This window comes from Bacteroides sp. AF29-11, from assembly GCF_003602895.1.
Classification (GTDB): domain Bacteria; phylum Bacteroidota; class Bacteroidia; order Bacteroidales; family Bacteroidaceae; genus Bacteroides; species Bacteroides uniformis.
The window spans coordinates 1,974-2,613 of sequence record NZ_QTLY01000026.1 but is presented as its reverse complement, the minus strand read 5'-3'; the positions used below and the strand labels follow the sequence as shown (position 1 = coordinate 2,613).

At 54.7% G+C, this 640-nt stretch carries 1 pseudogene; it reads left to right on the top strand.

From position 1 onward, the window contains the following. Positions 1-89: 89 nt before the first annotated feature. Positions 90-209: pseudogene (locus DWZ03_RS20485) on the top strand (helix-turn-helix domain-containing protein); the annotation flags it as partial. Positions 210-640 lie beyond the last annotated feature (431 nt).

The following is a 640-nucleotide window of genomic DNA, read 5'->3' as shown; positions in this document are numbered from 1 at the left end:
CATTTAAAAAGTGCCCCACCCATGGGTATGTTTAACCGAACAAAATTGGTATATTCATAAAAACCAATGGCGTTCATAATATGTACCACATGGAAGAAAGAGATTCCATAATTCTCGCCTATAGGCGTGACGGATTGAGCATCCGTGAGATCGCCCGTCGTAACGGCATGAGCCGCAAGACTGTACGCAAGTATCTCCGGGCTTTCGAACAAGCGGTCGGTGACAACCCCGATGCGGAAGCAATGGACACGTACCTGCAGCAGCCGGTGCGCTATGACAGCAGCAAACGTGTCCGCAGAGTGATGAACCAGCAGGTGATGGAGGCGATAGACGGCTTCATGGCCCGCAACCGGTCTAATGCCGCGGCCGGATTGCGCAAGCAGCAGATGCGCAAGATTGACATGTGGCGCCGGTTGCGCGATCAAGGCATAGAGATTGCCTATTCGACGGTATGCCAGTATGTCCGTGCATTGGAAGTGGCGGTGTCCGCTCCAGCCAAGTCCCCGGCGGCGTTCATCCGCCAGGAGTATGAACCGGGGTTCCGGTGCGAGTTTGACTGGGGCGTGCTGACACTTTGGATTGCCGGTGTCAAGACGAAGCTCTGCACATGGCCGTGTTCACGATGAACCATAGCAACCTG